Below are 25,789 nucleotides of genomic sequence, written 5' to 3'. Positions count from 1 at the left end.
CTAGGCCGGCGCGGCGGCGTCTTGCGGGCGGAGCACCAGCACCGGTACCGTGGACGCCGCCAGCACGTCCTGGGTGACGCTGCCCAGCAGCAGGCGGGTCAGGCCGCGTCGCCCGTGCGTGGCCATGAAGATCAGGTCGCAGCCGTGCTTGGCGGCGTGCTCCAGGATCGCCTGGCTGGCGGAGTGGGCGATCGTGGTGACGGCCGTGCAGGCGACGCCGGCGGCGCGCGCCGCCGCCGCGACGCGCTCGACGTGGCGGTTGGCTTCCAGCAGCAGCGTCTCGGCCTCGATGGCGGGGTCGATGGCGACGGCGCCATCCACCGCCGCGGTCGGCAGGTAGGGCTGGCCGACCGCCAGCGCGACGATGGCGCTGCCGTTGGCGCGGGCAAAGTCGATGGCGGCCCGTTCGGCCGCGATGGAAAGTTCGGAGCCGTCGGTCGGCACCAGGATGCGTCGGTACATGAGGGGCTTCTCCTGCATGGTGTGCTCAACGATGCACCAGCACCGGGATGGTGCTGTGCACGAGCACTTTCTGGGTTTGGCTGCCGAGCAGCAGCCCGGCGATGCCGCGCCGGCCGTGCGAGGCCATGACGATCAGGTCGCAGCCGAGGCGCCCGGCCGTGTCGATGATCGCCGACCACGGCTCGTCGGATTCGATGTGTTCCAGCCTGCACGCCACGCCGGCGGCATGCGCGGCGGCGCCGATTGCCCCCAGCAGCTTGCGCGCGCGTTCGCGGCTGGCCGCGGCATATTGCTCGGACGTATCCTCGAGCATCTCGGCATCGGTGCTGAAGATACGGAACGGCGGGGTGGCGTTCAGGGCGACGACGTCGGCGCCCAGTTCGCGGGCAAAGGCCACGCCGGCCTCGGCCGCGCGGCTGGAGGCCTCCGATCCATCGGTCGGTAACAGGATGCGTTTGTACATGGTTGCTCTCCGGCGGCCGTGTGGTAACGGCCCCTAGGATCGCGAAAATGCACTGCGCATTCCTTGATGTGAATCAAAAACGCCCAGGGTGGACGCGCCGCGCCCGCCCCGCGGGATGGTCAGGCGAAGCGGAAGCTGCCTTCCGCCACCGGCCGGCCGCCGGCGCCCACGCTGAAGTGGCGCGCGCCGAGGTCGGCGGCCAGCACCAGCTCGCTGCCCAGCGGCGCCGGCGCCTTGAATCGGCCATCGAGGCTGACGATGCGCCCGCCGCCGCTGGCCTGCTCCAGCTCGGCGCAGGCGCGCGCCAGCGTGTGCATGCCGTGGATGATGGGGCGCTTCATGCCCATCAGCCGCGCCGACCAGCCCCACAGGTGGATGGGGTTCCAGTCGCCCGAGACGGACGCGTACTCGCGGCCGCTCTTCCTGCCCAGCTGCCAGCTCGCCACCTGGGGCAGCGGCGCATCGCCGCCGCGCGGCTGCTTGCGAGGACCGCGCTGGCCGCGCACCACCAGGTAGGTGCTGCGGCAGGTGAACACGTCCGCGTCCCGCTGGCGCGCGACGGTGTCGAGTTCGGCATAGACGGCGCCGTTGTCCGCCGGCGGCCTGATGTGCACGCTGGTGGCGAGCAGCAAGGGCGCGTCGCGCCTGGCGTCGCCATGCACCTGCAGGCTGTTGGCCGTGTGCACGGTGCCCGGCAGGCGGAACGGGAACGCGTCGTCCAGCATGGTCGCCACCTGGGCCCGCTGCGCCAGCAGGTACCAGTAGGTCAGGGGGATGCCCTCGTCGCGGAAACCGAGCGCCTGGCGGTAGCGCCGCAACTGGTTGCCGTCGATCTGGTCGAGGGTGTAGCTGGTGCGCGGCGTACGTACGCCGGCAAGGCGGCGCGGGTGCCGGAACAGGGCGCGCAGCATGGTGGCGCCGTTCAGCGGAGGCAAGGGATGGGGACTGTCAGCGGTCATGGTCGAAAAAACATGGGACTGCGAAAACTGCATTGTGCCTGAAAGAAGATGTTGCTTTGCGATACCTGTTCTTGGGACTATACTCTACACCCTGGTATTTTTGCATAAAGAATGACTTTTTTAGATGAGGATGGAATGAAGAAGCAGGCGTTGTTGATGGTGGCGCTGTCGGCTGCCGGGTTGGCATCGGCACAGGAAACGGTGCGCATCGGCCACGTGGCCGCGATGACCGGTCCGGTGGCCCACTTCGGCAAGGACAGCGAAAACGGTGCGCGCATGGCGATCGATGCGCTCAATGCGCGCGGCGCCACGATCGGCGGCAGGAAGGTGAAATGGGCGCTGGTGCCGGAAGACGACTCCGGCGACCCGAAACAGGCGACGGCAGCCGCACAGAAGCTGGCCGATGCCCGCGTGAACGGCGTGATCGGCCACGAGACCTCGGGCACGACGATCCCGGCCTCGAAGATCTACTACGACGCGGGCATCCCGCAGATCTCGGCCTCCGCGACCAATCCGAAGTACACGTTGCAGGGTTTTAATACCACGTTCCGCGTCGTCGCGAACGATACCCAGCTGGGCCGCGGCCTGGCGCGCTACGCCGTCAAGAACATGGGCGCCAAGCGCATCGCGGTCGTCGACGACCGAACCGCCTACGGCCAGGGCCTGGTCGCGGAATTCTCGAACGGCCTGCGCCAGCAGGGCGTGAACGTGGTGGCGCGCGAGTTCACCAACGACAAGGCGACCGATTTCGCGGCGATCCTGACCAAGATCCGCGCCAGCAACCCGGACCTGGTGTTCTTCGGCGGCATGAATGCGGTGGCCGGACCGATGCTGCGCCAGATGAAGCAGCTCGGCATCCAGGCGAAGATGATGGGCGGCGACGGGATCTGCTCGGATGCGATGCAGCCGCTGTCGGGCAACACGATGAGCGACGGCCAGGTCGTCTGCGCCGAGGCGGGCGGGGTCGAGGAATCGGGCAAGGCCGGCATGGAACGCTTCCGTGCCGACTACCGCAAGCGCTACGGCATCGACGTGCAGATCATCGCGCCGTATTCGTACGACGCCGTGCTGGCGATCGCCGCGGCGATGGACCGCGCCGGCTCCTCGGCGCCGGCGAAGTACCTGCCGGAGCTGGCCAAGAGCAACTACAAGGGCGTCACCGGCACCATCGCCTTCGACAAGAACGGCGACATCCGCGACGGCGTCCTGACGCTGTACACCTTCAAGGGCGGCCACCGCACGCCGATCGCCGTCACCAAGTAGTCGCCGACCGGCAAGCAGGGACGCCGCTCAGGAAGGCCGCGGCGCCCGTCCGGCCTCGTGGCCGGGCGCGGCCGCCGGATGCGGCGGGGCCAGCATCAGCTCGTCGATCATTGCACGGGCTGCCTTGAGGACCTGTTCCGAGATCTGGGGATTGCCTTTGGCGGCGCCGCGCGCGACGGCGATGCTGCCGATCATCGTGGAGACGACGACCATGGCGCGGGCGAGCGCGTCCGAGCCCGGTTCGTTGTCGGCGATCCGGCGCTCGAACGCGCGCACCATCACCATGTAGCCTTCGGCAAAACGCGCACTGGTCGCCTTGTCCTGGCGGCCGATCTCGCTGGCGGAGGCGGACATCGGGCAGCGGCTGGCATAGTCGTACAAGGCATCGGACGCGAGGTAGTCGTCGAGATAGCTGCCGAGGTCCGGCATGCCGTTGATCGTGCTCGAATACATGCGCGACGCGGTCTGGTCGAGGCCGTACGACAGCGCCTCCAGCGCCAGCTCTTCCTTCGAGCGAAAGTGCGCATACAAGGCGCCGTGAGTGAGTCCGGCTTCCTTGCTGATCTCCGCTACCCCGACGCCATCGATGCCGCGCTCGCGAAAGAGCTTGCTCGCTGCACGGATCAGGGCGGCACGATTTTCGGCCGCCTTTTCTTTGCTGATTCTCATGGCTTTGCCTATTGTGGTGGATTCGGCGTCCGCATGTGCGAGTCGGCTGCACCGTGGGCAGGGGCGCGCCGCGAGCGGATCGTTATGATTGTGAGCGTTAGTATATCTGTTCGCCGTTTACCCGCGGGTAGCGAAAATATTGACAGACGCTGCCTCGTCGTTGACTGCTGCGCCAAGGCACAGCGCCAGGTCAAGCGTTTTACATTATACGTATAATTTACGGCTGACCGGGAGCGACCTTTGGTTACCGGGCGCGCCGTCCATACGTACCGCCGTCCGCGCCGAAAACTGCTATGCTCGGGGCGCGATGCCGTCGGCATCGCGGCTCCGATCAACCTGAAGCAGGAAAGCGACAGCAATGCCGACGACCGACCCGCGCCCGGATGCGCCGTTCCACGTGGTACTCAATGCCGGCTCCGGCCATGCGGAGACGGAATTGCGCTGTTCGACGATCCGCGACGTGCTCCGCGACGCCGGCCGCCGCTGCGAACTCGAGGTCGTGCGCGACGCCGCCCAGCTCGGCGACGTGGCCCGGCGCATGGCGGCCAGGGCCGCGGCGGAGGGCGGCATCCTGGTCGCCGCCGGCGGCGACGGCACCTTGAACTCGGTCGCCCAGGAGGCGGTGCGGCAGGGCTGCGTGTTCGGCGTGCTGCCCCAGGGAACGTTCAATTATTTCGGCCGCACCCACGGCATTCCCGAAGACCTTGCGGAGGCCGTGCGGGCACTGCTGCGCGCGCGCGTGCGCCCGGTGCAGATCGGCATGGTCAACGAGCGCATCTTCCTCGTCAACGCCAGCGTCGGCCTGTATCCGCGCCTGCTCGAGGAACGCGAGCACGACAAGCGCCAGTACGGCCGCTCGCGCGTGGTCGCGATCCTGTCGGCGCTGAAGACGGCGCTGGGGCGCCACCGCAACCTGCGCATCACGCTCGAACTGGATGGCCAGGTGCGGCACCTGCGCACCCCGACGCTTTTCGTCGGCAACAACCGCCTGCAGATGGAGCAGGTGGGCATGGGGCCGCTGGAGGAAGCGCTGGACGGCGGCCGCCTGGCGGCCATCGCGCCCAAGCCCGTGGGCAAGCTGCGCATGCTGGGCCTGCTGCTGCGTGGCGCGCTGGGCAGGCTGGGCGACGCCGACGACGTCGTCGCCTTCGCCTTCAAGTCGATGACCGTGCGCGCGCCGCTGCTGTCGCGGCGCCGGCGCATGAAGGTCGCCACCGACGGCGAGGTCGACAAGCTGGCGCTGCCGCTGCGTTTCCAGGTCATCGAAGACCGCCTGGCGCTACTGGTGCCGGATGCGGCGCCGCAGCCCGGCCAGTCCGCCGCAGCGTCGGAGGGCAGCGCCGCCAGCCCGGCCTGAGGCGCCTTCAGCGGCGTGCAAGCAACGCGTGCACGTCGGCGAGCGGCATCGGCTGCGCCAGCAGGTAGCCCTGGGCCTCGTCGCAGTCGGCGGCGCGCAGGAAGTCCAGCACCTCGGCCGTCTCCACGCCCTCGGCGACCACCGACATCCGCAGCGCATGCGCCATGTCGACGAAGGCTTTCACGAAGTCGAAGGCGCTGATGCGGCCGTCGTCCTGGAGCACGAAGGAGCGGTCCAGCTTGAGCACGTCGATCGGGAAGCGACGCAGGTAGGCCAGGCCCGAGTAGCCGGTGCCGAAGTCGTCCACCGCCACCTTCACGCCCAGCCCTTGCAGCTCGCCCAGCATGGCGGCGGTGCGGTCCATGTCCTCGATCAGGGCGCTTTCCGTCAGTTCCAGCTCCAGGCAGTGGGGCGCCAGGCCGCTGGCCGCGAGTTCCGCGCGCACGTCCTCGACGAAGCCCGGTTGGGCGAGCTGGCGCGCGGAGACGTTGACCGAGACGCGCACCTCGCGGCCGTGCTCCTGCACCAGGCGCCGGGTCTGGCGGCAGGCTTCGCCCAGCACCCAGCGTCCGATCGGCACGATCAGGCCCGTCTCCTCGGCGATGCCGATGAATTCCCCGGGCGCCACGCGCCCCATCCGTGGATGGTTCCAGCGCAGTAGCGCTTCCAGGCCGACCACCGCCATCGTGCGCAGGTCGACGCGGGGCTGGTAGTGCAGCTCGAACTCGCCGCGCGCCAGCGCCGGCCGCAGCGCCAGTTCCAGCGCCATGCGCGCCTGCGTCGCCACCGTCATGCCGCGCTCGAAGAAGCACAGGCGGTTGCGGCCCGCGCTCTTGGCGCGGTACATCGCCGTATCCGCGGCCTGGAACAGCAGCTCGCGCGTGCCGGCATCGTGCGGATACATCGCGATGCCGATCGAGGCGCCGATGATCACGTCCTGGCTGCCCACGCGCACCGGCGCCGTGAGCGTTTCCAGCAGGCGTGCGGCGAGGGCACCGGCGCGTTCGCGTCCGCAACGCGCCGCCACCACGAACTCGTCCCCGCCCAGGCGCGCGATGACGTCGTCCGCGCCCAACACGGCACGCAGGCGCGCCGCCACTTCGCACAGCAGCACGTCGCCCAGCTCGTGGCCGAAGGAGTCGTTGACTTCCTTGAAGCGGTCCAGGTCGAGGAACATCACGGCCAGCTCGGTGCCTTCCCCGCCGGCGGGCGCGCCCGCGTCCATGATGCGCTGCACGCTGTCCTGCAGCAGGGCGCGGTTGGGCAGGCCCGTCAGGGTGTCGTGCGTTGCGAGCTGCTGCAGGCGGTCCTCGGCCCGCTTGCGCGCGCTGATGTCGATCATGAGGCCCGTCACGAGGAGCGGTTCGCCGGCATCGTCGCGCCGCACGTTGCCGTTGAAGAGCACGTGCAGGGGTTCGCCGTCCGCGCGCCGCAGCACGGCCTCGACGCCGCGCACCGTCGTGTTGCCGTCGCCGTCGGCCTCCAGGCCGTCCCAGGGCAGGCGCTCGAACAATTCGACCAGCGGCAGGCCGATCAGGGCCTCGCGCGTGCGCCCCGACAGGCGGCACAGCGAGGGATTCGCATCGAGCAGGACGCCGCCCGCGCCGGCGCGCACGTAGCCCGAGGGCGTCATCTCGATCAATTCGCGGAAGCGCCGCTCGCTCTCGCGCAGTTGGCGCTCCGCTGCCTCGCGCTCGGTCAGGTCGCGGACGATGGCCTGGAAGTACTCCTGGCCGCCGTCCTCGAACAGCGAGACGTGCACCTCGGCCGGGAAGGTGCTGCCGTCCTTGCGGCGCTTGACGACGCGCAGCAGCCGGGTCTCGCCGCGGCGCAGGCTGTCCAGCAAGCCGGGACGGTAGGCGAAGCCGCTGTCGATGGCGCTGACCGGCAACCCGATGAACTCGTGTTCCGCATAGCCGAAGTTGGCACAGGCGCGGCCGTTGACGGCGACCACGCGCAGCGTACCGTCGACGATCAGGATGCTGTCGCCGGCTTGCTGGAACAGGATGCGGAAGCGCTGTTCGCTGCGGCGCATCGCTTCCGCGGCCTGGCGCTGCTCGCTGATGTCATGGAAATAGACGGACAGCCCGTCCACGGTCGGATACGCGCGCACCTCGATCCAGGTGGCGAGCGGCGCCCACCACGCCTCCACGACGAAGGACAGGCCGGTGGCCATCGCGTGGCGATAGCGCTCCAGCAGGGGCGTGCCTTCCAGCGCGGGGACGACGTCGAGAAGGGGGCGACCCAGGCCGGCGCCCAGCTCGACGCCGACGAAGTGCGCGGCCTTGCGGTTGGCGTAGATGACGCGCCAGTCGCGGTCGACGGCGAAGAACGCGTCGCCGATGCTCTCCAGCATGGCATTCATGCGCGCGCGCGATTGTGCGAGTTCCTCGCGCGCGAGGCGGTGCGCGGTCACGTCGCGCGCCGTCGCATACAGCACCTGGCCGTCCGGCGACCAGCGCCCGGACATGGCCAGGTAGACCACGTGGCCGTCGCGGTGCAGGTAGCGCAGTTCCTGCTCGCGGCAGGCCGCGACGTCGCGCAGCGCAAGGCCGATCGCCTCCAGCGCCGCGCGGTCGTCCGGATGCACGAACTCGCGCACGTGGCGGCCACGCATCTCGCAAGGCGCATAGCCGAGGATGTCGAAGGCGGCCGCGTTCACGCGCAGTACCTGGCCGCCTGCGTCGAGCAGGGCCATCAGGTCGAACGCATGGTCGATGTGGGCGAGGTGGTCGTCGATGGAAACGGGGAAGTCCGGCGCGTTCACGGTATCGGTTCTTTCTGGGGCGGTACGGCGCGGGGGCGGCATGCAGGCTGCATGGTGGGAGTTTATAACAATTCCGTACGGCAACAAAAGAGGGTGTCCGCAGGGCGATGCGAAAACCCCACACAAACGAAAGCGCCGCCCGAAGGCGGCGCGGTGTGGCGCAGCGAGGGCTCAGCGCTGCTCGTTGCCGCGCTGCGTATTGTCGCCCGGCCCGCTGGCAGGGGCGTCGCTCTGCCGGTTGCCCTGGCCGCGCCAGGAATCGCCCTGCGCCGGCGTGCCGCCGGGCTGGCCGTGCTGCACCGACTGCTGGTTGCCGCTGTCGGCCAGGTCCGGCGCGCCCACGCCACCGTCGCGACCGCCGTCGTTGAGATTGCCGACGGTGCCGGTCGTGCCTGCGCTGCTGGTGCCGACGCCGCTCGACTCGTCGTAATTACGCCCTTTGATGCCCTTTCCCTTGTATTCCTGGTTGCTCGGCATATTCATCTCCTTGGAAACGAGGTAAAGACTCCATGCTATGCCGACGGCGGAGACGGACAATCGGAGAAGGAGACAGGGTGCCGTAGGAAGTGTCGCACACGCCCGTCCGGATGCGCGTCCGGTGCCAAATATTGACAAAATTTCCAAACCATGGCGGAATCGGGAACCTGCCGGGAGACGGCCAGCATGAGACGACAACAAGAATGAGCAGAAACGGAGCAGGAAAGGCGAGGGGATCGGGACGCGCCACGCTGGAAGAGGTGGCGGGCCTGGCGGGCGTATCGATCATGACGGCGTCGCGCGCGCTGAGCCAGCCGCGGCTGGTATCGGACGCGACCCGGGCAAAGGTCGAGCAGGCCGTGGCCGAACTGGGCTATGTGCCGAACCGCGCCGCGCGCGCGCTGGCATCGAGCCAGTCGCGCGTGATCGTGGCGCTGGTGCCGTCGCTGTCCAACGTGGTGTTCACGGCGGTGCTGGACGGCATCCAGGATGCGATCGCCGAAGGCCAGTACCAGCTCCTGATCGGCAACACGCATTACTCGGACGCGGAAGAGGAAAAACTGCTGCGCACCTACCTGCAGTCGAATCCGGACGGCATCCTGCTGTCCAGCCTTGCCCACAGCCCGGAAGTGACGCGCATGCTGGACGGCTCGCGGATTCCCACGGTATCGATGATGGACCTGGCGGACGACACCGCGCGCCTGACGGTGGGCTTTTCCCAGCTCGACGCCGGCAGCGCGATGACGCGCCACCTGCTCGCGCGCGGCTACCGCCGCATCGCCTTCATCGGCGCGCAGCTGGACGAACGCACGCTGCGCCGCGCCGACGGCTACCGCCAGGCCATGCGCGCCGCCGGCCTGTACGATCCGGCCCTGGAAATCATGGTGCCGGACCCGTCGACGATCGCCCTCGGCGCCGAACTGATGCAGCGCGCCCTGGACACGCTGCCCGGCGTCGACGCCGTCTTCTGCTGCAACGACGACCTGGCCCATGGCGCCATCTATTACTGCCAGCGCCACGACGTCAAGGTCCCCGGCGACGTCGCCATCGCCGGCTTCAACGACCTGCCGGCGTCCGCCTGGATGGTGCCGTCGCTGACGACGATCGACACGCCGCGCTACCGCATCGGCTACGAGGCCGCGACCCTGCTGGTAGACCTGCTGGCGGGGCGGGAGCCAAGGGCGACGCGGGTGGATCTCGGGTTTACCTTGCGGGAGAGGGAGAGTACCTGAGGCGCGGCGCTGCTGACCAACAGGAAATTTACTTGGATCAAATAACCTAGGTCTTAGCGGCCATACCATTGATTCTTTCCGACGCGAGTGTTTGCTCGTTTTCCAAACAGGAAGAAACAATGGATTTCCAAGCGCTGGCAACTGCATTTGCGGGTCTCTCCGAACTGAACCGTCCAATCCGCCTGAGACTGTCGCAAGGCGGCGCGATATTCGACGACGCGCTACTCGTCAAGCACGTCAGCGGCAGCGAATCCCTGTGCGGGGGGCTCGAGTACCGACTCTTGTGCGTGTCGACGCGCGCCGATCTGCCCTTGAAGGGCTTCATTGCCCTTGCCGTCGAACTCCAGTTCGTCACGGACCGTGGCAGCCTACGCTCGGTGTGCGGCATCGTGGCGCAAGCCGCTGCGGGGCAAAGCGATGGGGGATTGGCCACTTACGAGCTGGTCGTGCGCGACGCGCTGGCGTTGATGGAGCATCGGACCAATACCCGTGTGTTCCGCAATCGAAGCGAATTGGACGTCACTGAAGTGATCGTCAGGGAATGGCGCAAGAATAATCCCGTCCTGGCCAAGGCGTTCGACGTGGATTGGTCGCGCATATCGGGCGCCTATCCGAGCCGCGAATTCACGATGCAGCACAACGAATCCGACGCGGCATTCCTGCGCCGGTTATGGAAGCGCCGGGGCATCGCATGGTTCATCGAACCGGGGCCAGCAAGCGATTCCCGCAGCGCTGATCTCCCGTCGCATCGGCTGGTGCTGTTCGACGACGCGTTCTCCCTCGCGCAAAACGCGGCTGGCACCGTACGCTATCACCGTGACGATGGTACCGAGCACGCGGATACTATCGTGGCCTGGAACCCGGTCCGCACGCTCGTGCCGGGGCGGGTCAGCCGGCACAGCGGCGACTACCTGCAGGGGCGAGCGCTGTCCACGTCCGTGTCGGCGCACGTGGATCAGGGCGCGACGGGCGGGCAGTTCGCGGCCAGTCTCGAGGACTACCTGGTCGACGTTCCGCACGCCGCGGAGGACGGCGACGACTACCGCCAGCTCGGCGAGTTGCGCATGAAGCGTCATGAATACGAGTCCAAGGTCTTTCACGGCGAGGGGAGTGTCCGAGACCTGTGTGTAGGCCAGTGGATTCGGCTGGCCGGGCATTACGACATCGACACCCATCCCGCTGACGAAATGGAATTTGTCATCACGGGCTTGGAGGTCTATGCGGAGAACAACTTGCCGAAGACCGTGGACGACCGTGTCCGGCGGCTGTTCCGGTTGAATCGCTGGAACACGTCGATGCCCGAAGCGGAGCTGCGGCAAGCCAGCGATGAGCGCGGCGTGCGATATACGAACCGATTTTCCTGCGTACGGCGCGGCATCCCGATCGTTCCCGCGTTCGACCCCCGGGTCGATTTGCCGCATCCACGCCTGCAGAGCGCATTCGTGGTCGGTCCAGATGGCGAAGAGGTGCATTGCGACGAACTCGGTCGAGTCAAGTTGCGGTTTCCGGGGACGCGCACCGAGGACCACATGCACGCGCAAGGCGCTGGCGCCAGCGACAGCGATCGCGACTCGGCCTGGGTCCGTGTCGCGAGCACCTGGGCCAGCAGCCGATGGGGTGCAATCACCTTGCCACGCGTCGGCGACGAAGTCATCGTCGACTTCCTTGGCGGGGATCCGGACAAGCCCATTATCGTCGGGCAGGTCTACAGCGGCACAGCAACGCCGCCATCGTTCAGCGCTACAGGTACGCTGCCGGGGAACAGGAACCTTGCGGGCATCAAGAGCAAGGAGGTGCAGGGCCTGCGCTACAACCAATTGCGGTTGGACGATACGCCCGGCCAGATCAACGCCCAGCTGTCCTCGCAGCACGGCCATAGCGAGCTGAACCTTGGCTGGCTTACGCACCCGCGCGTCGACGGGAAATCCGATGCGCGCGGGGAAGGTGCGGAACTGCGCAGCGACCATGCAGTGGCGGTACGCGGCGCGCAAGGGGTACTGATCAGTGCATCCGGCAGCAACAAAGCGAGTGGCGGATTGCTTGACCGCGCGGAGCTGATCGGCCTGGCGGAAGCGCTGCATGGCGTGCAGCAACAGCTTTCGGAGTTGGCGACGACGCACCACGCCGAGGGCGCTTCGGACAAGGAGCTCGCGCAATTGATCGGCTTCTTGAGGCAGTGGGAGGCGGGCAGTAATACGCAGAAGAGCAGCAACGGCGGCGGGAAACCCGTGGTGGCGCTGTCCGCACCGGCCGGCGTCGCGGTGGCCAGCCAGGACAATCTCGCCATCGGCGCCCAAACCCACGTCGATATGGTCAGCATCGGTAACACGCAGCTATCGGCGGGACGGAAGCTGTTTGCACGCGCTACCGAAAGCATCGGCCTGTTCGCGCACCGGCTCGGCATCAAACTGATTGCCGCCAGCGGCAAGATCGATGTGCAGACCCACGCCGATGACATCGAGCTCACGTCGGCCAAGCGTATCGTGCTGACCGCAGCGGACGAAATCGTACTGCAGGCACCCAAGGTGCGCTTCATCACGCAGGGGGCGCAGGTCGACATCGGCGGCGGGGCCATCACGCAGCAAAGCAGCGGGGCACATACGATCAAATCTTCCGAGTTTGCCCACCTCGGGCCGGGCAACGGTGCCCCTTTAGCCGCAAAGCTTGCCACTAGCGCGGTCGCGCACGACCAGCAAGCTGTCCTGCGCTGGATAGGAACGGATGAGCCGATGAAGGACCAGCGCTACCGGATCAGGACGGAGGATGGCCGAACGTTCGAGGGGCGCACTGATGCTTTAGGAATGACCGAGCGTTTTGCCAGTGCCGTCCCGTTCGGAAGCTATGTAATCGAAGCACTCGACGATTAACTTCACTAGGAGAAGACGATGGCTCGTGCAGAATACCCGCTCCCCGCGCAGCAGAATCCGGACGCAGCGCGTAAGGCGACAGGCTTTGTGACACCGAAGGAAGATCAAAAGCCGCAGTGCGCCAGAATGCTTCCGAAGCGGGTATTGCCAGTCATTTTCCTGCCGGGGATTATGGGATCGAACTTGCGGATGAGCGAGCAGCGCCGCAAGGAACTGAATAAAGAGGACAACATTGCGTGGCGTCCTGACAGTTTGAGCGCTTCAAATATCAAGCGCAGCGCAGGGAGTTCGCCGCGTGAGCGCCAGCTACAATTGGATCCTCTACAGACGGTTGTGGATATGTACGACCCGTCCGGGTTTCCGCAGATTAGCGGTGACATCCGACACAACAATGTGAAACTTGCCGAGAGCTTCCGCTCTCCAACGTTGGCCGATGACCCGCCGACTGCAAAGTGTGCTCGAAGCGCTGTTCAGAAAGCGAGGGCGAGAGGTTGGGGCGAGGTATATTTCAAAAGCTATGGCCGGCTGCTGCAACATATGGAGTCGCGCCTAAATAATACGTTTTCTCAGGGGATGCTTCGGCAAGAGTGGCGCGATGTCGTCGGCGTCGATCCGAAGCTGTGGCAGTCGGAACAAAGTTTGCCGCAGAAGCCGTTATTGGAAGATGAGCTCAAGAGCGTTGTTGACGGATGCTGGTTTCCCGTCTTCGCCTTCGGCTATAACTGGCTTCAGTCGAATGGCGATAGTGCAAAGATCATCGCCGAACGCATCAACAAGGTTATCGAAGAATTCAGTCAATCCGGCTATGAGTGCAACCAGGTCATCGTGGTCACGCACTCCATGGGAGGTTTGGTTGGCCGTGCGTTAATTCACCCAGCTTATGGCAACCTCCAAGACAGGGTGCTCGGTATCGTACACGGGGTCATGCCTGCGATCGGTGCTCCGGCAGCCTATAAACGCATGCGGGCAGGCTTCGAAGACCGCGGCATTTTGCTCGACGGTGAAGCAAGCCTTGGAGCGAAGGTAGCAGGAAACTTCGGAGATGAGGTAACGGCGGTGTTGGCTAACGCCCAGGGAGGCCTGCAGTTACTGCCGACGGAGGCCTATGGCAATGGTTGGTTGCGGGTTATGCATAGTGGGCGTGTATTGGAGGCTTGGCCGAAGCATGGGGATCCGTACAGCGAGATCTATGCAGTAGTTGGAAAATGGTATTCATTGTTTCGAGAAGAATGGATCAACCCTTCTGGCGAGCCAGCCCGCAATGGGGGTGGGACGCTTGCACGAACGCTCAATTATCTCGAAAGGGTAAAACATTTCCATCGGATGATCGTGGATACCTATCATTCAAACAGTTATGGTCATTATGGTGCCGACTCAAGGCGTCAAAGCTACACTGAAGTGACCTGGGAAATCAACAATAGCTGTGCGGATCCAACTGGATGGATGGAATGGCCAATACTTTCCGACACCCGGCGAGGCACGGTCGAACTCGTTCGTTGGGACGCATTGAAGACTGCTCGGGCTTTTCAGCCATATGCCGACGAGATGCCATCTCCAATATGCGCCACCATTCTGCCACCAGCTGGTCTAGGCGATCAGACGGTGCCAGCCAAGTCCGCCGATCACCAATTAAAAAGCGGAAAATTCCGAGGAATTTTTCGGCAGACTGGCTACGAGCATCAGTCCAGCTATCAGCACTCGAATGCTATCGCAGCAACCCTTTACTCCATCGTGCGAATTGCTCAGCATGGGAGATGGAAATGTTGAATGTGCCGTCTGCCTTGATCGTACAGATCGTGTATTTGCGCTACGCATTCTGCTTCCTTGCAGCTTTGATGCTCCTCTCATGTGATCGGAATCTGACCCAGAAAAGTGAGCCAAATATGATGCCGTTATCCTCGCGTGTAGCCCCAATGTTCAACAAGACGAAGACCGTTTGCTTCGGACGTTTCATGGTCGACGTGCCTGAGTCTACAACAGTCGTATGGGGAGATTCGATAGTGCCGTTGACGATAAGCATCTACGAGCATGGTAATCGTCAGGTGAATGCGCTTGCAGATGACTTTATCAAAGAGCTTCAATCGGGAAAGGCTATCTATCATGGCGATGTGCCACTATTGTTGTCTGTGAGCGAAGTAGAGAGTGTCGGCGGGCGAATAATTACAGGGTATGAAGATTTCGAATCAATCAATGACTTGCGAATTCAAGGCTATTTCGAATTGGGCGACGACGGTGTCATCATCAGGGCGCGGCCGCTACGCAGTGATGCAGCGGGAACCGTCGCGCTCATCAAAAGCATGGCAGCGCGTTTACGCCGCCGTGAGGTCGGTGAGGCTCCTTCCCAGCCGGGTAACTGCATTGAATACGCATTTATAGAAGATATGGATAATCCTGCCCCAGAAGATTTAATGGAGCATATTCGTATTGGGTTTCGCTTAAAAGAATTTCCAGATGCCCATTTCTCTATCTACGTCGCTCCTTCGAATCCCCATGATCCAGAGAGCGATTCGCTTGAAAGACAGTTCAAGCGGTTCAAGGAAAATCCTTCAACGCCTGAAGAGACACGAGTGCTAGCCAGAATTAAATATTTTCGCGAGGGTCCGCGCAGCATCCACGATTGGCAGGCCGGGTACGAAGTACTGATGCGTACACCCGTTGAGGAAGGCTCGCTGTCTCATCACGATTTCCAGATGAAGTTCACGGGCGTACCGCACGATCCGTATAAGCCCTATGCAGATATCCAGTTCCAAACTGGTGTTGTCGGTGACGCGGCTGGTGCAGGCGAGGCTAGTCTCACTGACGAAGAAGCCGTCGCGGTGTGGAACAGTATAACCAGCACGATCCGGGTGCGACCAATCGGCGTGGCTGTGAACAAGAGTCCTGCGGATAAGCTGCGGTCGCCGTTGGGAGAGCTAGCCGCGACCGGGCGCGTCTGTCCTCAAACGGGCTGGTGGAAATCCAGCGAAACAAATCTTCTCGATGGAACTGGTCGCCGCCATCTTAACGCCGGGGAACGAATGCCGCACGTAATGATCGTCTCGAATCTATCGTTATGGCAAAGGTTCAAGGGGGAGCGAGGCGTATATCGTGCCGCTACGATGTGGCAGCTTGTTGACTATGACGACGCACTGTCGCCTGTCCTCGCGATGGGTGAACCAGGGCCGCAGCCATACGAGAGGTGAGCGATGCCCAATGTGATTCGTCTCGGCGATCCCACTTCGCACGGCGGCAAGGTCGCCAGCGTCAGCGCAAGCCACTTCAAGGTCGATGGCATCGCGGTTGCCCGCGTCGGCGATATGTGCACCTGTCCCATCAAGGGACATGAGGGCTGCACCATCGCCGAAGGCGACCCCCACCACACCATCGACGATATCGCCGTCGCCTATGATGGTCACAAGACCTCGTGCGGTGCGGCCTTGATCGCGACGGTCGGAAACTTCAGCGGGCAGTGATTCCCTGATCTTGGCGACTGAAATCAGGGAACCACGACCTCCAGCAGGTAAGTGCGACCAGGCTCGATGCCATCGATGCGCGCCGTGTCGCACCGTACACCGTCGGCATGCACCGTGACGCTGTCGACCGGCCCGCGTTTGACGGTCACATCGAACCGCGCCCCACGAAACTCGCGCACGATCCGCATCCCCGGCCAGCCCGCCGGCAATTGCGGATGCACGGTCAGCCCGTCGGCATCCCCCTTCAGCCCGCACAGGCCCTCGATGATCGAGCGGTACACCCACGACACGGTGCCCGTGTTGAACAGCTGGCTCGAGCGGCCTGCCGTGCGCGGGTATTCCTTCCAGGCGCCGCGGTAGTAGTTGGGGATGAAGACGGGCAGCTGGCCGCGCTGCAGGTAGTCGGCTTCGGCGGGGCCGGGGATCATCTTGTGCAGCGCGTTCCAGGCGCGGTCGGTTTCGCCGATCGTGTACAGGCTGTAGATGTAGAAGACGGACGCGTGGTTGTAGACGGCGCCGTTCTCGGCCGATCCCGGGTGCTTCTGCGTGACGCGGCCGACGTCCTCGCGCATGGCGCTGTAGGGCGGGGCGAACATCTGCACGCCGTAGGGGGTATCGAGCTGGGCGTCGACCTGGGCCAGCATGCGCGCGCGCTGTGTCTCGTCCGCGGTGCCGGCCAGGAAGGCCCAGCTCTGCGGGTTCAGGTAGATGCGGCCTTCCTTGTCGGCGGCCACGCCGAACTTGACGTCGTCGTCGGTGATGCCGCGCGCGTACCAGTCGCCGTCCCACAGGTGGCGGTTGGCGGAGGCGTTCATGTCGGCGGCGCCGGCGCGGAAGTGGTCCGCGCGCACGGTGTCGCCGCGCGCCGCGCAGACGTCGGCCCACAGGTTCAGCGCGTAGGCGGCGGCCACCGTCAGCCAGCCGGACACGCCGCGCCCCTTCCAGCCGACCATGTTCATCGGGTCGCACCAGTCGCCTTGCTCGATATAGGACAGGCCGCGCTCGTCGCGCTTGTGCAGCAGCCAGTCCATCGCCCGCGAGATGCGCTCGAACGCGCTCAGGGTCGTGCCGTCGTGGGTGGCGACGGGCGCGTCCAGGATCGCCATGTCGCCCGTCTCGTCGAGGTAGGCGCGCAGGCAGACGGGCAGCCAGACGCAGTGGTCGGTGTGCGGGATCTGGTTGATGTACTTGAGTTCCGCGCCTTCGAACAGCAGGATCCCGTCCGGCATGGCGCCGCTGGCTTCCTGCTGGGACAGCGCGTGCAGGAAGGCCGCGCGCGCCACCGCGGGCTTGACGAAGGCCATGCCCATATTGTCCTGCAGGTAGTTGCGGGTCTGCGGGTCGGTGCTGAGGCGGTTGACGTCGCCGTGGTAGAACACCTGGCGCGCCAGCCAGTGGTTGACGAAGTTGTCGAATTCCGCATCGGGGGTCTCGACGCGGATGCAGCCGGCCCCCTGCGCCACGTAGGCCGCGTAGTCGCGCGCGGCGCTCGCAAAGCCTTCCTCGCTCAGGTAGCGGGTGCGCATGGCCGCGATCTCGGCATCGTCCTTCGCGGGGCCGAACAGGAAGCGGCGCGTCGCGGACTGCGCCGGGGCCAGCTCCAGGCGGTACTGCACTGCGGCCACCGGCGTCTCGTAGCGCGCGTCGCCGCCGGCCAGCAGCGGGGCGCGTACGCCGTCCGGCGCGTGCAGGCCGCCTTCGCCCTCGAAGTGCGCCTGGCAGGCTTCCCAGGCGTCCGGCGCCGTCTCGCACAGCAAATAGGTCTTGTCCTTCAGGTCCTTGTTCTTGAAGTAGTCCTGCAGCTTCTGGTAGGGGGTGACGCTGGACGCGACGATGCCGCCCAGGTCGGCGCGGTACTCGGCCGACTGGTTCATCCACGACATGTAGCCGACCGTGAAGTAGGGATAGACGCTGATGCGGCGCGGGCGGTCGGACAGGTTGTCGACGGCGAGCGTCCACAGCTCGGCCACGTCGTCGGTGGGCAGCGCCAGGCGCAGCGCGATGCGGATGCCCAGCTTCTCGACGGTCCACGCGATGTCGGCCTGGCCCACGGAGAACGCGAAGCGGTCCGGCTGGGCGCGCACCGGCTCGTGCGGCGCCGAGAAGATCTCGCCCGTGTCCTCGTCCTTCACGTAGAAGAAGCGGCCCGGGTGGTGGGCGTAGTATGCCTGCTCCGGCTGCATGAAGCTCTTCGCCTCGAGGTTCGGCGCGTGCGCATACTTGGCCGGCTCGGGCTGCATGAACTGGGCGGTCGCGTAGCCGCGGCAGGTCAGCTGGATCATCATGCGGCGGTTCCACAGGAAGCCGCCGGCCTGGGGCATCGCGGTCGGGCTGGCGAGTTCGTAGCGGGTGCCGTCGTCGGTCGGTCGGAGCATCGGGTTTCCTTCGTTCGTATCGGTGTTGGTGATGATGGCGGTCATGCGGATGGATCCTTGCGCGCGGCCAGCTCGGCCTGCATGCGCGCGATGCCGGGGGCGTCGAGGTTGTACAGGCACATCACGAGCACGGCGACGAGGGCGAAGCCGGCCGGGATCAGGGACATCAGCCAGACGATGCCGGCCTGCGAGCCGCCGCTCTGGACGGCGTTCGGCACGTAGCCGAGGGCCGTGAAGACGGAGCCGATGGTGGCCACCGCCATCGCCGTGCCCAGCTTCTGGGCGAAGGTGGCGGCGGCGAAGGTCATGGCGGTGGCGCGGCGGCCCGTGCGCCATTCGTTGTAGTCGGCGGTGTCGGCCAGCATGGCGAAGGCCAGCGGCGACTTCGGCCCCAGCACGAGGCCCAGCAGCGCCTGCAGCGCGAACATCAGCTGCACCTGGTCGGCGGGGACGACGTAGAACGCCGCCGACAGCAGCGCCGTCAGCGACATCAGCGCGATCATCAGCGTCTTCTTGTCGGCGAAGCGCGTGAGCAGCGGCGTGCAGGCGGCGCCGATCGCGGCGGCGATCATGTAGGTCGGCACGAAGGCCGCCATCAGCTCGGGGCGGCCGACGACGTACTTGAAATAGTAGGCGGCGCTGGCCGTGCGCAGCGTGATCGTCACCATGATCACCAGGGACAGCACGAACAGCACGATCCACGGGCGGTTGACGGCCAGGTCGCGCACGTCGCGCAGCACGTTCGAGCGCTGGCCCGGCGGCGGCGCCACGCGTTCGCGGGTGCCGCCGAAGGTCAGCAGGAACAGCACGGTGGCGGCCAGGCCCCAGGCCAGCATCGCCAGCTGCCAGCCGCGCGCATCGTCGCCGCCGCCCAGCAGGCGCACCAGGGAGGGCGTCGCGGCCGTCACGAGGGTGCTGCCGGCGAAGGCGAAGATGAAGCGCAGGCCGTTGATCGTCGAGCGCTCCTGCGGGTCGGCCGACATCACGCCGGACAGCGCGTTGTAGGGGATGTTGACGCAGGTGTAGCACACCATCATCAGCAGATAGGTGCCGTAGGCCCAGGCCAGCTTGGCGTCGCCCTCCAGGTTGGGCGTCGTGTAGGTGAGGACGGCGGCGCCGGCCAGCGGAATGCTCATCCACACGAGCCAGGGGCGGAACTTGCCGAAGCGCGTCGCCGTGCGGTCGGCCGCGGCGCCGATCATCGGGTCGGTGAAGGCGTTGACGATCTTCACCGTCGACATCATCGCCGCGGCGGCGGCGGCCGAGATGCCGAAGGTATCCGTATAGAAGATCAGCAGGAAGGTCGCGACATTGGTCCAGTAAAAATTGAAGCCCATGTCGGCCACGCCGTAGGCGAGCTTTTCGCGCCAGCGCAGCGGTGCGGCCGCGTCCCGTCCGGCCGCCGTGTCGGCGGCGGAGGCGGGCCCGCGGATGGGTGCGGCGGCGCCGCGGATCCGGTGTTCGAGCATGCGAGTCTCCTGATATGTATGTTGCGCACGGCTTCTGCGAGCGTGGTTGATAGCGCTAACACTTCGGGCGAGTATGCCCCGGGACGAGGGCCATGTCAACGCGCTGGCCGCGCACGCTCAGTCTCCCGGATAGTGCACGCCCACCTGGCGCCGGATCTCGTCCAGCACGCCCATCAGCGCCAGCGTCTGCGCATGCGGCATCAGCGGGCTCTCGATCTCCCCCGCGAGCCAGCAGCGCTGGGCCTCGATCGCCTCGTGCACGTAGCCGTTGCCGAGGTAGGGCGTGTCGAGCGTGCGGGGGTTGCCATCGGCGTCCGTCAGCGTCAGGGTGGGCGGGCGGTGGAACGGGGCGTCCAGGCGCAGGCGGCCCCGCTCGCCGGACAGCGTCATCAGGCCGGGCGTGCGCGCCTTGAGGGAACAGGCGCCGGTGGACAGGGCGCCGTCCGCGTGGCGCAGCGTGAAGACGGTCTGCAGGTCGACCCCTGTCGGGCCGATCTCGGACTGCGCCTGCACGGCCGCCACGGGGCCGAGCAGGAAGGCGGCCAGGGACAGCGGATAGATGCCGACGTCGAGCAGCGCGCCGCCGCCCAGCCGCGGATTGAACAGGCGCGCCTCGGGGTCGTAGGCCGCGGCGAAGCCGAAGTCGGCGTGGGCCTGGGACACGGTACCCAGTTCGCCCGATGCGACGATGCGGCGCGCCTCCAGCAAGCCCGGCATGAAGCGCGACCACATCGCCTCCATCAGGAACAGCTTGCGCGCGCGCGCGCTGGCCACGACCCGCTCGGCCTGCGCGCGGTTCAGGGCGAACGGCTTCTCGCACAGCACGCCCTTGCCGCCGGCCAGCATGGCAAGGGCGTTTTCCGCGTGCAGCGAATGCGGGGTCGCGATATACACCAGGTCGACGTCGGCGCAGGCGGCCAGCGCCTCGTAGCTGGGGAGGCGCAGGGGGATGCCGAACTCCTCGCCGAAGGCATCGGCGCCGTCCTGGCTGCGCGAGGCCACGGCGGCGAGGACGGCGCACGGAGTGTCGCGCAAGCCGTTGGCGAAGTCGCGGGCAATGCGGCCGGTGCCGAGGATGCCCCAGCGGACGGTGTCGTTCATGCGTGTCTCCTGTCGTGGTTGGTGCGGGGATTCTGGCCGATCGGATACGGGCCGCCCAGCTGTTCATCCTGACAGGGTAGCAGACGAACCCGCCGGAAGGCGGATGCCGGCGCACTGCGGATTGGTTTAGCATGGCCTTTTCTTGTCGAACGACTCACTGAAAGGGGAACAGCATGGCGAAGGTACTGGTTCTGTATTACTCCACCTATGGCCACGTCGAGCAGATGGCGAATGCCGTCGCCGAGGGCGCGCGCGGCGCCGGCGCCACCGTCGCGGTCAAGCGCGTGCCGGAGACGGTGCCGGAGGAGATCGCGAAGAACGGCCACTTCAAGCTGGACCAGCAGGCGCCCATCGCCACCGTCGACGAGCTGGCGGACTACGACGCCATCGTGATCGGCGCGCCGACCCGCTACGGCCGCATGCCGTCGCAGATGGCGGCCTTCCTCGACCAGACCGGTGGCCTGTGGGCGCGCGGCGCCCTGAACGGCAAGGTCGGCGCCGCCTTCACGTCGACGGCCACGCAGCATGGCGGCCAGGAAGCGACGCTGTTCTCGATCATCACCAACCTGCTGCACTTCGGGATGGTCGTCGTCGGCCTGCCGTACAGCTTCGCCGGCCAGATGACGCTGGACGAAGTGGCCGGCGGCGCACCCTACGGCGCCACCACCATCGCCGGCGGCCAGGGCCAGCGCCAGCCGAGCGCCCTCGACCTGGACGGCGCGCGCCACCAGGGCGAAATCGTCGCGAAGACGGCCGCCAAGCTGTTCGGCTGATCCGGCGCAGGCCAAACGCCCGCCGCGGACGCCGGCGGGCTTTTTTTACGCCGCTTTTACGCCCGATCGCTTACCATCCCGGCATGAACCGTGATGTCGCTCCCGTTGCGCTCCTCGTCGAGGACGAACCGCAGATCCGCCGCTTCGTGCGCATGGCGCTGGAAGGCGAGGGCTGGACCGTGCACCAGTCCGAGAACCTGAAACGCGGCGTCATCGACGCCGGCACGCGCACTCCCGATCTCATTATCCTGGACCTGGGCCTGCCGGACGGCGACGGCGTCGACTTGATCCGCACCGTGCGCGCGTGGAGTCCCGTGCCGATCATCGTGCTGTCGGCGCGCGTGGACGAAGCCGACAAGATCACGGCGCTCGACGCCGGTGCGGACGACTACCTCACCAAACCCTTTGGCACGGGCGAATTGCTGGCGCGCGTGCGCGCGGCGCTGCGGCGCCAGCACAAGGCGGCGGGCGAGCCGTCGTCGACCGTCGCCTTCGGCAACGTCGCCGTCGACCTGCAGAAACGCCAGGTCACCCGCGCCGGCGAGCCGGTGCGCCTGACCCCCACGGAATACCGGCTGCTGTCCGTGCTCGTCGCCCACCTGGGGAAGGTCGTCACGGCCCCGCAGCTGCTGCGCGAGGTCTGGGGGCCGGCCAACCGCGAGAATGGCCACTACGTGCGCATCTACATGGGCCACCTGCGCCAGAAGCTGGAAGACGATCCGGCCCAGCCGCGCCACCTGCTGACCGAGACGGCCGTCGGCTACCGCCTGCGACCCTAGTGTTGTCATATGGCGATGCCGGCGCCGCACGATTGCCGGAATCCCACCTGCTCGGCTGTTTTTGTAGGAAAATCCACCGGATATTTTCTATTTGACACTAATTTCGGCCCGGTGCTATAGTCCGGCAAAAGTCATGGGAGCGTTTCCAACCCCGCCCCCCAAATGACAGCCGAAGGACCGCCATCGATGGCGGCCGCATGGAGACAACGATGGTCCGAATCCGCAAGGCCTTGCTGGCCGGCGCGTGGCTGTGCGCCGCCGCGCCGGGTGCGCACGCCGCGGCGCCGCTGCCGGCGCAGGCCGAAGTCATCCACTGGTGGACGTCGGGTGGCGAATCGGCGGCCGTCAAGGAGGTGGCCGCGGCCTACCGCGGCGCGGGCGGCGCCTGGATCGATTCCGCGATCGCCGGCGGCGACCAGTCGCGCGCCGTCACCATCAACCGCATCATCGGCGGCAATCCGCCCACGGCGGCCCAGTTCAACACGTCCAAGCAGTTCCTCGACATCATCGAGGAAGACATGCTCAATCCCGTCGACGACGTGGCGCGCCGCGACGACTGGGACCGGGTGCTGCCGCAGCCCATCGTGGACGCCATCAAGCACCGCGGCCATTACTATGCCGTCCCGATGAACATCCACATGCAGACGTGGATCTGGTACTCGAAGGCGGCCTTCGCCCGCGCCGGCATCGCGCGCGAACCGCGGGACGTCGACGAACTGTTCGCGGCGCTGGACAAGCTCAAGGCCGCCGGCCTCGTGCCGCTGGCGCACGGCGGCCAGGCCTGGCAGGAGACGATCCTGTTCTCGCTGATGCTGTCCAACCTGGGCGGGCGCGAGCTCTATCTGCGCGTGATGCGCGACCGCGACCAGGCGGCGATCCGCTCGGCGGCATTCCGCCGCGTGCTGGTCGCCTACAAGCGCCTGCAGGCCTATGTCGATCCCGCTTCGCCGGGACGCAACTGGAACGACGCGACGGCCCTCGTGATCGCGGGGCGGGCCGGCATGCAGATCATGGGCGACTGGGCCAAGGGAGAGTTCACGGCGGCCGGCCAGCGCCCGGGCCGCGAGTTCGGCTGCCTGCCCGGGCTCGGCCCGGACAGCCCCTACCTGATCCAGGGCGACGTGTTCGTGTTCCCCAGGACGGGCAAGCCGGACGCGCTGCGCGCCCAGAAGCTGATCGCCGACGTCGTCGAGCGGCCCGACGTGCAGGTGGCGTTCAACCGCCTGAAGGGCTCCATTCCCGTGCGCACGGACGCCGACCCGTCTGCCTTCGACGAGTGCGCGCGCAAGGGCATGGCGATCCTGCGCGACCGCGCCCGTCCCGTCGGCGTGGCGGAGGTGTACCTGACCCCGGACCAGAACGGCGCGCTGCAGGACGTGCTGACCGCCTACTGGAATACCCCGATGCCCGTCGAGCGGGCCCAGAACAGCATCGCCTCGGCGCTACGCTACTGACATGCGGCCAACCGCTTCCTCCAAGTTCCTGCCCTGGCTGGCGCCGCGCGCGGCGCTGCTGCCCATGGCCCTCGTGGCGCTGGTCGGCTACGTCGGCGCCGCCTGCTGGACGCTGTGGATCTCGATGACGGGCTCGCGCACCTTCCCGAGCGGCAGCTTCATCGGCCTGGCCCAGTACCAGCGCCTGTTCGACAACGAGCGCTGGATGCTGTCGCTGCACAACCTGGCCGTGTACGGCGTCCTCTTCGTCGCCGCCTGCGTCGTGATCGGCTTCCTGCTGGCCGTGTTCATCGACCAGGACGTGCGCGGCGAAGGCGCCTTGCGCACGATCTTTTTGTATCCGTACGCGATGTCCTTCGTCGCCACCGGCCTCGTCTGGCAATGGCTCTTGACCCCGGGCGACGGCATCGACGGCGCCATCCGCGCGCTCGGCTTCCCGGGCTTCAGGCTCGACTGGATCGTGTCGCAGGACATGGCGATCGTCGCCGTCGTGCTGGCGACGGTGTGGCAGGCGTCCGGCCTCGTCATGGCGCTGGTGCTGGCGGGCCTGCGCGGCATCGACCCGGAAATCTGGAAGGCGGCGCGCCTGGACGGCATCCCGGCCTGGCGCGTGTACCTGCAGATCGTCGTGCCGATGCTCTGGCCCAGCTTCGCCACCGTGCTGCTGTTGCTGGCCACGTCGGTGGCGAAGCTGTACGACGCCGTCGTCGCGATGACGCAGGGCGGCCCCGGCATCGCCAGCGAAGTGCCGGCCAAGTTCATCATGGATCACCTGTTCCTGCGCTCGAACGTGGGCCTGGCGTCGGCCGGCGCCGTCGTGCTGCTGGTGCCGGTGCTGGCGCTGCTCGCGCCGTACGCGTACGCCCGCAGCCGCAAGGCGGCCGCCTGAATGTCACCTGAGGAAGACCATCCCGTGAAGGATACCCGATGAGCCGCCAATCGATCGCCCGCCCGCTGCCGCTGCAGGGGGCTTCCACGCAGGGCGCCGCCAGGCCGAAGGCGCGTGCGCGCCGGCGCCGCCTGACCCCGGCACGCGTCGGCGTCTACGCCTTCCTGCTGTGCGCGGCGGCATTCTTCCTGCTGCCGCTGTACGTCATGCTGGTCACCTCCGTGAAGCCGATGGACGAGATCCGCCAGGGCGGCATCTTCGCGCTGCCGCACGCGTTTACGTTGGAACCTTGGCGCCAGGCCTGGAGCGGCGTCTGCACGGGCGCGGCCTGCGACGGCATCCGCACGGGTTTCCGCAATTCCGTCGCCATCGCGATCCCCAGCACGATCCTGCCGATCCTGCTGGGCGCCATCAACGGCTACGCGCTGTCCTTCTGGCGCCCGCGCGGCGCCAACCTGCTGTTCGGCATCCTGCTGGCCGGGGCCTTCGTGCCGGTGCAGGTGATGATCTATCCGCTGGTGCGGGTGCTGGCGCTGGCCGGCATCTTCGGCTCGCTGCCCGCGATCGTGCTGGTGCACACCGTGTTCGGCCTGCCCGTGATGACGCTGCTGTTCCGGAATTACTACTGCAACGTGCCGCACGAGCTGTTCCAGGCCGCGCGCATCGACGGCGGCGGATTCTGGCGCATCTTCTTCCAGGTGATGCTGCCGATGTCGCTGCCGATCGTCGTGGTCGCCGCCATCATGCAGGTGACGGGCGTGTGGAACGACTATATCCTGGGCCTCGTGTTCGCGGGGAGGGAGAACCTGCCCATGACGGTGCAGCTGAACAACGTGATCAATACCACCACCGGCACGCGCCTGTACAACGTCAATATGGCGGCGACGATCCTGACGGCGCTGGTGCCGCTGGCGCTGTACTTCGTGTCCGGGCGCTGGTTCGTGCGCGGCATCGCGGCCGGCGCCGTGAAAGGATAGGCAC

General features: G+C 66.5%; 21 protein-coding genes. 12 read left to right on the top strand and 9 right to left on the bottom strand.

Annotated elements, in window-relative coordinates; all coding sequences use genetic code 11:
• The 3 genes from QPK32_RS00185 to QPK32_RS00175 form a co-directional block, all read right to left on the bottom strand.
• Entirely contained in the window at positions 1–462 is a 462-nt protein-coding gene (locus QPK32_RS00185; protein WP_290410766.1) for a universal stress protein, read from the bottom strand.
• A gap of 25 nt (positions 463–487) precedes the next feature.
• The gene (locus QPK32_RS00180) at positions 488–925 is read right to left on the bottom strand and encodes a universal stress protein (RefSeq protein ID WP_290410765.1); all 438 of its coding nucleotides are present in this window, start codon (positions 923–925) and stop codon (positions 488–490) included.
• A gap of 119 nt (positions 926–1,044) precedes the next feature.
• Positions 1,045–1,884, bottom strand: a complete 840-nt coding sequence (locus QPK32_RS00175; RefSeq protein ID WP_290410764.1) for a MaoC family dehydratase — start codon at positions 1,882–1,884, stop codon at positions 1,045–1,047.
• 135 nt (positions 1,885–2,019) lie between these two features.
• Here QPK32_RS00175 and QPK32_RS00170 point away from each other — a divergent pair, with 135 nt between their 5' ends.
• The gene (locus QPK32_RS00170) at positions 2,020–3,147 is read left to right on the top strand and encodes a branched-chain amino acid ABC transporter substrate-binding protein (protein ID WP_290410763.1); all 1,128 of its coding nucleotides are present in this window, start codon (positions 2,020–2,022) and stop codon (positions 3,145–3,147) included.
• 27 nt (positions 3,148–3,174) lie between these two features.
• Here QPK32_RS00170 and QPK32_RS00165 read toward each other — a convergent pair whose 3' ends face one another.
• Positions 3,175–3,816 (bottom strand): TetR/AcrR family transcriptional regulator, encoded by a 642-nt coding sequence (locus QPK32_RS00165; protein WP_290410762.1) that lies wholly within the window; start codon positions 3,814–3,816, stop codon positions 3,175–3,177.
• A 358-nt stretch (positions 3,817–4,174) separates the two neighbouring features.
• On the opposite strand from QPK32_RS00165, the gene QPK32_RS00160 reads away from it, so the two are divergent.
• Complete coding sequence (locus QPK32_RS00160; protein WP_290410761.1) at positions 4,175–5,173, top strand: diacylglycerol kinase family protein; 999 nt, start codon at positions 4,175–4,177, stop codon at positions 5,171–5,173.
• Positions 5,174–5,180: 7 nt separating this feature from the next.
• Here the strand turns inward: QPK32_RS00160 and QPK32_RS00155 are convergent, their stop codons facing one another.
• Both QPK32_RS00155 and QPK32_RS00150 read right to left on the bottom strand, forming a co-directional pair.
• Positions 5,181–7,940: an EAL domain-containing protein gene (locus tag QPK32_RS00155; protein ID WP_290410760.1), complete on the bottom strand. Its 2,760-nt coding sequence runs from the start codon at positions 7,938–7,940 to the stop codon at positions 5,181–5,183.
• A gap of 171 nt (positions 7,941–8,111) precedes the next feature.
• Positions 8,112–8,417: a hypothetical protein gene (locus QPK32_RS00150; RefSeq protein WP_290410759.1), complete on the bottom strand. Its 306-nt coding sequence runs from the start codon at positions 8,415–8,417 to the stop codon at positions 8,112–8,114.
• A gap of 203 nt (positions 8,418–8,620) precedes the next feature.
• On the opposite strand from QPK32_RS00150, the gene QPK32_RS00145 reads away from it, so the two are divergent.
• From QPK32_RS00145 to QPK32_RS00125, 5 genes are all read left to right on the top strand, one after another.
• Complete coding sequence (locus QPK32_RS00145) at positions 8,621–9,649, top strand: LacI family DNA-binding transcriptional regulator (protein WP_290410758.1); 1,029 nt, start codon at positions 8,621–8,623, stop codon at positions 9,647–9,649.
• A 119-nt stretch (positions 9,650–9,768) separates the two neighbouring features.
• A complete protein-coding gene (locus tag QPK32_RS00140) occupies positions 9,769–12,516 on the top strand; it encodes a type VI secretion system Vgr family protein (RefSeq protein WP_290410757.1) in 2,748 nt (915 codons plus the stop codon).
• Between the two features lie 18 nt (positions 12,517–12,534).
• Entirely contained in the window at positions 12,535–14,283 is a 1,749-nt protein-coding gene (locus QPK32_RS00135) for a triacylglycerol lipase (RefSeq protein WP_290410756.1), read from the top strand.
• On the top strand, positions 14,271–15,698 hold the full coding sequence (locus tag QPK32_RS00130) for a T6SS immunity protein Tli4 family protein (RefSeq protein ID WP_290410755.1): 1,428 nt from the start codon (positions 14,271–14,273) through the stop codon (positions 15,696–15,698). The genes QPK32_RS00135 and QPK32_RS00130 overlap by 13 nt, the downstream gene beginning before the upstream one ends.
• Before the next feature lie 3 nt (positions 15,699–15,701).
• Positions 15,702–15,968, top strand: coding sequence for a PAAR domain-containing protein (locus QPK32_RS00125; RefSeq protein WP_290410754.1), 267 nt, complete (start codon positions 15,702–15,704; stop codon positions 15,966–15,968).
• 23 nt (positions 15,969–15,991) lie between these two features.
• Here QPK32_RS00125 and QPK32_RS00120 read toward each other — a convergent pair whose 3' ends face one another.
• The 3 genes from QPK32_RS00120 to QPK32_RS00110 form a co-directional block, all read right to left on the bottom strand.
• Positions 15,992–18,388 (bottom strand): GH36-type glycosyl hydrolase domain-containing protein, encoded by a 2,397-nt coding sequence (locus QPK32_RS00120; RefSeq protein ID WP_290410753.1) that lies wholly within the window; start codon positions 18,386–18,388, stop codon positions 15,992–15,994.
• Positions 18,385–19,812 (bottom strand): MFS transporter, encoded by a 1,428-nt coding sequence (locus QPK32_RS00115; protein ID WP_290410752.1) that lies wholly within the window; start codon positions 19,810–19,812, stop codon positions 18,385–18,387. The genes QPK32_RS00120 and QPK32_RS00115 overlap by 4 nt, the downstream gene beginning before the upstream one ends.
• Positions 19,813–19,929: 117 nt before the next feature.
• Positions 19,930–20,913, bottom strand: coding sequence for a Gfo/Idh/MocA family protein (locus tag QPK32_RS00110; protein ID WP_290410751.1), 984 nt, complete (start codon positions 20,911–20,913; stop codon positions 19,930–19,932).
• 173 nt (positions 20,914–21,086) lie between these two features.
• On the opposite strand from QPK32_RS00110, the gene wrbA reads away from it, so the two are divergent.
• The 5 genes from wrbA (at position 21,087) to QPK32_RS00085 (ending at position 25,785) form a co-directional block, all read left to right on the top strand.
• On the top strand, positions 21,087–21,686 hold the full coding sequence (wrbA, locus tag QPK32_RS00105) for an NAD(P)H:quinone oxidoreductase (RefSeq protein ID WP_290410750.1): 600 nt from the start codon (positions 21,087–21,089) through the stop codon (positions 21,684–21,686).
• An 83-nt stretch (positions 21,687–21,769) separates the two neighbouring features.
• Positions 21,770–22,465 carry a two-component system response regulator KdpE gene (gene kdpE / locus QPK32_RS00100; protein WP_290410749.1) on the top strand — a complete coding sequence of 232 codons (696 nt, stop codon included), beginning with the start codon at positions 21,770–21,772 and terminating at the stop codon, positions 22,463–22,465.
• A gap of 209 nt (positions 22,466–22,674) precedes the next feature.
• On the top strand, positions 22,675–23,919 hold the full coding sequence (locus QPK32_RS00095; protein ID WP_290410748.1) for an ABC transporter substrate-binding protein: 1,245 nt from the start codon (positions 22,675–22,677) through the stop codon (positions 23,917–23,919).
• Between the two features lies 1 nt (position 23,920).
• A complete protein-coding gene (locus QPK32_RS00090) occupies positions 23,921–24,808 on the top strand; it encodes a carbohydrate ABC transporter permease (protein WP_290410747.1) in 888 nt (295 codons plus the stop codon).
• A gap of 38 nt (positions 24,809–24,846) precedes the next feature.
• Positions 24,847–25,785 (top strand): carbohydrate ABC transporter permease, encoded by a 939-nt coding sequence (locus QPK32_RS00085; RefSeq protein WP_374046674.1) that lies wholly within the window; start codon positions 24,847–24,849, stop codon positions 25,783–25,785.
• Positions 25,786–25,789 lie beyond the last annotated feature (4 nt).

This window comes from Massilia sp. YIM B02763, assembly GCF_030412015.1.
In the GTDB taxonomy this organism is placed as follows: Bacteria; Pseudomonadota; Gammaproteobacteria; order Burkholderiales; family Burkholderiaceae_D; genus Telluria.
The sequence above is the reverse complement of the archived record's forward strand: the minus strand, read 5'-3'. Positions and strand labels throughout refer to the sequence as shown.